We start from the raw sequence: 5,878 nt of genomic DNA on the forward strand, positions 1-5,878 counted from the left end.
CAAGCGTTACACCACACTAAGGGACGCAACCTTCAAGACTTACACCTGGCAGACGTACTCGTGCTTGATGACTTCTTAACAACGCCGATTGATGCTGCCACAGCACACCAGCTGCTCAACATTCTTGCTGAGCGTGAACACCGGGGATCAACCATTGTCACCTCCCAGTTCACGCCCGATGAGTGGTACAAGTCCATCCCGGATGCTGTCATCGCCGAGTCGATACTGAATCGGCTTGTCGTTGGCGCTGAGATCATCACACTCGAAGGACCAAACATGCGCCTCGAAGCCAATACGCAGTAGCGGCTCATAGTCAACGCCCGAGTGTTACCCGATACTCACTCGGGCGTTACTGGATACTCACCACAGTGTTATTAAATCCGTGGTCCTAACAGCTATCGCGTCCCCATTCGTGGCCATGTCTCAGTCGTTTAGCAAGCAGGCGAATACGCTCTGGTACGAGATTTTCGATGTCGTCAAAGCCAACTCGCTGGTGGACTACTCGGGGCCGACTCCTGCGGATAACGTGATGGAACGGCTACTTCAGGCACGCTCATAGTTATTGGCGTAGTGCGGGTGCGGTGTGGGCGTAGATGACGACCACTGCAATCAAGGCGATACAGACGGCGAAGGGTGCCAGCGGGTTCCACCCGTAAAGGGCGGTCGAAGCCAGCGGGGCAATCGCGTACGCCAACCCATTATTAGCGTTGATGATGCCAGCCACTGCGCCTTGCTCATCTACACTCATCTTCAAGGTTGGGCCAGTGTTGTACCCGGGCATCGCCAGTCCCATACCTACCCCCAGCACGATACACCCGACAACCAGTAAAGCGTGCGAGGAGGTAGGCCAAATGAGCACAGTTGCAACTAGTGTAATGGCCAGACCAGTACGTAAAAGCTTCGCTGCTCCCCACCCTGTCTTTGGAGCAATCACCGCTTGGGCAATGATCATGGTCACGCCCATGATGGTCAGGTAAATCGCGGAAATACCTGCGGTCGCAGTTGCCGACAGGGCGAAGCGGTCTTGGACAGTGAATCCAAAAATCGTAGCAACAGAAGAAAACACAAGAAACATCACCAGACCAGTTGCTAGCCAGGGAGCTACACGCGGATCAGTGAAGCGAATCCGTTGAGGCTTTGCAAAAAGTTGCCCTCGGCTTTGAGGTGCGAAACTCACCAAGAGAACAACCAGACCAATCACCATCACAACGGGCATGACCACCAAGGGCAAGAGCAGGCCACCAGCAGCGGCTAACACACCTCCAGTAACACCTCCAACAATGGAGGCCATCCCTTGAGCCGCTCCAATCATGCCCAGTGCTTTTACCCGCCCGTTCTCGCTGGCAGCATGCGTGACCAGGTGGGCTTGCGCGGTCGGGGCGATCGCTGAAATCCCTCCACCATAGAGCAAACCACGAGTGATCACAACACCAAAAACTAGTCCGACACCGCCAACTACCTGGTTCATCCCCAGGTAGGAGACAATACCGAAGGCGCTCAAAGCGATGATCGCGATCACAAGCCCGGCCGCGAGTACACGTTTAGCGCCGACACGTTGGGAAGCTCGCCCCCAATAAGCACTCAAGCTCGCTAGTACAATCGCTGCCAAAGAGATAGTGGCGCCAATATGCCATTCCCGCAATCCCATCTGTCGTGACAGTGGCGCGATGATCGGATTGAGAATCATTTGCCCCATAAAGGCGAGAAAAACGATTCCCACTACCAGGTTCGCTTGCGCTCCTGGATCAATAGAGCTCTGTGTCGGCTTATTACTACGAGGGTCGGGCATCACTACACTCCATTACTAGAACACTGTTTCACTTAGGGATATTGTAGAATGGTGTTCTAGTAAGGGTCAAGTAATAAGTTAGGGTCACCTTATGAACACTGTGCCAACGGGGCGAAGGGCTGGGCTATCACGCGAGCTGATTGTCAAACAAGCTGTACAGTTAAGCGCGATCAGTGGCGTTGAGGGATGGTCAGTACGGGACATTGCCCGTGAACTGGGCGTGGTTCCCTCAGTGATTTATCATTATTTTCCAAACAAGGAAGCCATTTGTGATGCTGTTGTAGACCGGGTATGTGTCGGGATTGAAGTTCCCGACCCGGACCTTGAATGGAAAGCCTGGTTTCGAGCTATGGCTCACAATCTACGCCCCGCATTGTTAGCATATCCGGGGATTACCGACAGGTTCGCGCGGGGCAAGTTCACCGAACAGTTTTTGCCGATGATCGATGGAGCCTGGGCCAAACTACAAGAAGCTGGGTTTGGTGACAATTCGCCTGTGGCCTACACAATTATCGCGAACTCGATCATCCACACGATCGGAGCGAGAAACCTGCGCGCATCCAATCAAATCCAGCCTCGCCACAACCTGCACGAAATGCTTGTCAGACTTGAGCCTATGATGGCTCAATCTGTTGGACTGACCAGTATTGTCAACTCTTACCTGGAGCCTCTCTCACACCCTGATGAAGAAGAAGCGATGTCCGAGGAATACTACGACCTCGTCATCGATGTGATCCTAGACGGCATCGAACACACCCTGCTGCCTTAACTCTGACCCACTTCTCAATCATCGTCTTAGTGAGCGTCCGCACAGCTGTGTACTTCAACACAGCGGATGTAGCCCAGTTGATAAGCCGGGTCAGTTCACGTTCACCCCTCGCGTTCTCATGGTCACGGAGACGGTTAAGTAGTTCTTCCTGATACGGATTATTCATGGTGTGCCCTTCATCCAGGTATGGGTAAAGGGAGCCAAGGCACACACCCTGACCCCCTTCGCTGCCTGCTACGGGCTAGCGTCTACTCGGTAGCACCCGCCGTGGTCGGCTCCACCACATCCTGTTCAGCCGTCGCCAGCACCTCCGGGCGGAACACGGAACCGCCGTACACCTGGAGGCCCGTAATCGCACGGGTGAAACGGAACGGCAGCATGGACGATTCCGCCACCTCCGTGATCTGGTAGCCGAACGCGGTAGCCATCGGGTGGCCCACAATGACACCTCACGGCCCGCCACCGTCGGCACCGTCGGCGCGGAAATGATGCGGAACCCGAGCAGGCGACCAATCTCACCGTTCAAGAGATTGCTGTTGTTCACTGCCTTGTCCAGGCGCTCGTCGTACAGCAACGCCGATTCCATCTCGGGGCCAACCATCACGAAACGGTCAGTCTTCGGAACCGAAGTGGCGTTGAGTTTCTTACGCAGCGCCACCAGCGTCTTGTACGCGTCCTTCTTCTCAATGTCGAGCGGGAGGGTGCCCACCTTGTTGGAGTTCTTCACTCCGTCCTTCATGAGCTTGCCGATGTAGGTATCGACCTGCTCGGACATGCCTTCCACTGCCTCGCTGACTGCCCCCGGCTTCACGTCCAGAGCAGACTGGACGGAAGATACCAGCGGAATCTTGAAGTTAAAGTAATCGCCCTAGTCGATCTTGAACTTGCGGTCGCCAAACTCAAGGTCTTCAACAACCATGTCTTCGGACTCGTCGTACGATTCAAAAATGTCTCGCGGACGGTGATTGAACGCACCGATCACGATATTCGTATCGATGAGGTACACCTATGCGACCTCCTGCATACGAGTAACCGCATTCTTCAGCGTCGCAGTCTTTGCAATGCCCAGTTGGCGCGAAGCTTCCTCTTGAGAAATTGCGCCATCTGCATATTCGCCGGTTACTGTGTCCAAGAACCGGCCACCCAGCCGAGACTTCAACGTGACGAAGAAGTCACCGCCTCCACTAACAATCGGAGGCGTAGGGTTCGAGGGACGTTGCCGAAGGAATTCCTGTACTTGTGGTTTGCCAAGGCGGCGCTGCCCCACAAGGGACCACAGTGTCGTATCCGCGCTTACCCGGTACGCATCGTATGCCCATTCAGTGATGTGTTTCAGATCGGGATTTCTGTCCCATTCCTGCAACAACGCATGCTGCGGCAGAAGCAGGGCAGCTGCAAACCTGTTACACCATCGCTCTACATCGTGATGATCGTTCATGGCTCCAGTGACCCCTTCTGCAGCGAGTAGCACGTGGCCTAGCTCGTGAGCAAGGCTAAAGTACTGCCCAACTTTGCAATCACTGCCGTTGATGAAGATCAAGGGGTAAGCACCATCGAGCAGTGTGAAAGCACGAAACTCGTCGATGTCGAGTTTGCGGTGGTTGTTATTTCCAAGTACGGAGTTTCGCATCACCAAGACACCGCAGTGCTCAATTGCCTCCGCTAATTCCAGCACATTCTCTCGACCAGTAGCCGCCCTGCCTGGCTTCCATCCAGCATCGGCGAGCTGAGGAAGTAATGCACGCACGGCATCGTCCGGGTTATCACGTAATGTCCATTCGCCACCGAAGCATGGGGGCTCAATGCCTTCTGCACGAGCAAATTCGGCGTACCAACCCAAACGCCGCTCACAGGCGTAAATCGTTTCCTTCAATTCCGGGCTGAACTCGGTTACTTTCTTACTGTCTACGGTGCGGAAATCTGGAAAATCCGGTTGGTCATCCGTGGGGTCGTCGAGAAGCAAGTATCCAAACGGGATACAAGCAAGCGATGCCAAGTGCTGGGCCTGACGCAACGTCGGGGATACCTCCCCTTCCAGCCATTGCCGGACCAACCGAAAATCGCTTTTTTGGGCAAGTTCTTCAACCGTGACGCCGGTCCGCTGTAGGGCCCAACGCAACGTCGGTGCTGCAATGTCGATTCGAACAGTCATCACTCACCTCCCGCTAGTTACGTAGTTTTTACCTTAGCGGAGGAGCCCAGCAAACATCTCCGGGGAGCTACAGCTATCAAATTGATACAAACGAGTTTTCATGCCTGCGGAACTAGCCTCGCTCATGCTAGGGTTCATGTCAATCGTTCAGCCCGCCTCCGAGCCAAGCTCAGAGTGTGGGCTGGATTTCTTATTGCAATCTGGCGGATCCCTTCGTACTCCGGCGTCGCCCGCACCGTCACCGCGCTGACCTGAGTTGGTCGACGGGAAGGGGTCGATGCGAAGCTCGGCCCCACCCCCGGAGTGCACTGCTACGCCCGTCATCGACGGACCGGGAACGAACATAACAACATAAAAACGAAAGAACCCCCAGCGTTGGAAAGAGGAGCTCGGCTTCAAGGTCTGCGTTGTCTACTTCCCAGCATGCAAACTCCTCCTCATCAATGACGACAACCGGCACGCGATCGCCGTATTGGGCGGCGTTGTCGGGGTCCAGGTCGACGTCGACAAGCACTAGCTCCGTGTCACACTTCTCCACCACCGGAGCGATCTGCGCCTCCACCCGCTCGCACGAACCGCACGTGGAGCGCACCATCAGCTCGACCGTCTTCATCGCAACTCGTCTTCATCGTGCCTACGTCGCTCGCCCTTGTATGATTGCTCACGCTAACACCGCCACCGAAAGAGTCACGATTGCCATGTCAGAACAGCGGGAATTCCTTGCACAATGGTCAGTCTCTCAAGGAAACCTCCGCCGCTTCCTTGAGGACCTACTGCAGCAACACGATCTCAAGCAGTGCACCGCCTACTCCGACAGCATCAACGACCTCCCCATGCTTGAGATGGTCGGCTCCCCCGTTGCCGTCAATCCGGACCGTGCGCTGCGCCGCCACGCGAAAGCCCAAGGCTGGGCCGTCCGCGACTACCGTCCGGTGCGCCGCGCCGTACGCCTGTCCACCCTGCCGGTACTGAGTGCCGCGGGTGAGTTCTCTTTGTGGCGGTTGTGGAGCAAGCGGCAGGACAGGACTCACCATGCCTGATGCGTTTGCCCTGCACACCCCGCGGCTTGAGTTGTCGGTGCCTACACATGCGGATATCGATGCCATTTTTGCCATCCACTCCGATCCCCGCACGTACGAGCACCGCCCCGAGCTGACAATGAAGACCC

7 protein-coding genes and 3 pseudogenes are annotated in these 5,878 nt (G+C 55.7%); 5 read left to right on the top strand and 5 right to left on the bottom strand.

Going from position 1 to position 5,878, the window contains the following annotated elements:
- Together HMPREF2690_RS11315 and HMPREF2690_RS11805 are read left to right on the top strand one after the other, a co-directional pair.
- The coding region (locus HMPREF2690_RS11315; protein WP_168167302.1) for an ATP-binding protein at positions 1 to 303 on the top strand (303 nt) is incomplete at its 5' end.
- A gap of 91 nt (positions 304 to 394) precedes the next feature.
- Positions 395 to 559: pseudogene (locus HMPREF2690_RS11805) on the top strand (terminase); the annotation flags it as partial.
- On the opposite strand, the gene HMPREF2690_RS11320 reads toward HMPREF2690_RS11805, so the two are convergent.
- A complete protein-coding gene (locus HMPREF2690_RS11320) occupies positions 560 to 1,789 on the bottom strand; it encodes an MFS transporter (RefSeq protein ID WP_070820935.1) in 1,230 nt (409 codons plus the stop codon). It abuts the pseudogene before it with no gap.
- A gap of 91 nt (positions 1,790 to 1,880) precedes the next feature.
- On the opposite strand from HMPREF2690_RS11320, the gene HMPREF2690_RS12305 reads away from it, so the two are divergent.
- A complete protein-coding gene (locus tag HMPREF2690_RS12305) occupies positions 1,881 to 2,558 on the top strand; it encodes a TetR/AcrR family transcriptional regulator (protein ID WP_070614954.1) in 678 nt (225 codons plus the stop codon).
- A 248-nt stretch (positions 2,559 to 2,806) separates the two neighbouring features.
- Here the strand turns inward: HMPREF2690_RS12305 and HMPREF2690_RS11330 are convergent, their stop codons facing one another.
- The 4 genes and pseudogenes from HMPREF2690_RS11330 to HMPREF2690_RS12435 form a co-directional block, all read right to left on the bottom strand.
- Positions 2,807 to 2,998 (bottom strand): hypothetical protein, encoded by a 192-nt coding sequence (locus HMPREF2690_RS11330; protein ID WP_070495014.1) that lies wholly within the window; start codon positions 2,996 to 2,998, stop codon positions 2,807 to 2,809.
- A 428-nt stretch (positions 2,999 to 3,426) separates the two neighbouring features.
- Positions 3,427 to 3,564 carry a type II toxin-antitoxin system VapC family toxin gene (locus tag HMPREF2690_RS12035; RefSeq protein WP_141758925.1) on the bottom strand — a complete coding sequence of 46 codons (138 nt, stop codon included), beginning with the start codon at positions 3,562 to 3,564 and terminating at the stop codon, positions 3,427 to 3,429.
- Positions 3,565 to 4,710 (bottom strand): ImmA/IrrE family metallo-endopeptidase, encoded by a 1,146-nt coding sequence (locus tag HMPREF2690_RS11340; protein ID WP_070820936.1) that lies wholly within the window; start codon positions 4,708 to 4,710, stop codon positions 3,565 to 3,567. It lies immediately after the preceding gene.
- 385 nt (positions 4,711 to 5,095) lie between these two features.
- Positions 5,096 to 5,323 (bottom strand): annotated as a pseudogene (locus HMPREF2690_RS12435) (glutaredoxin family protein); the annotation flags it as partial.
- Positions 5,324 to 5,408: 85 nt separating this feature from the next.
- Between HMPREF2690_RS12435 and HMPREF2690_RS12440 the strand changes: the two are divergent.
- Both HMPREF2690_RS12440 and HMPREF2690_RS12445 read left to right on the top strand, forming a co-directional pair.
- Positions 5,409 to 5,750, top strand: coding sequence for an HAD family hydrolase (locus HMPREF2690_RS12440; RefSeq protein ID WP_070820937.1), 342 nt, complete (start codon positions 5,409 to 5,411; stop codon positions 5,748 to 5,750).
- Positions 5,743 to 5,878 (top strand): annotated as a pseudogene (locus HMPREF2690_RS12445) (N-acetyltransferase); the annotation flags it as partial. The gene HMPREF2690_RS12440 and the pseudogene HMPREF2690_RS12445, both read left to right, overlap by 8 nt.

This window comes from Corynebacterium sp. HMSC034E11 (assembly GCF_001835905.1).
Classification (GTDB): domain Bacteria; phylum Actinomycetota; class Actinomycetes; order Mycobacteriales; family Mycobacteriaceae; genus Corynebacterium; species Corynebacterium coyleae.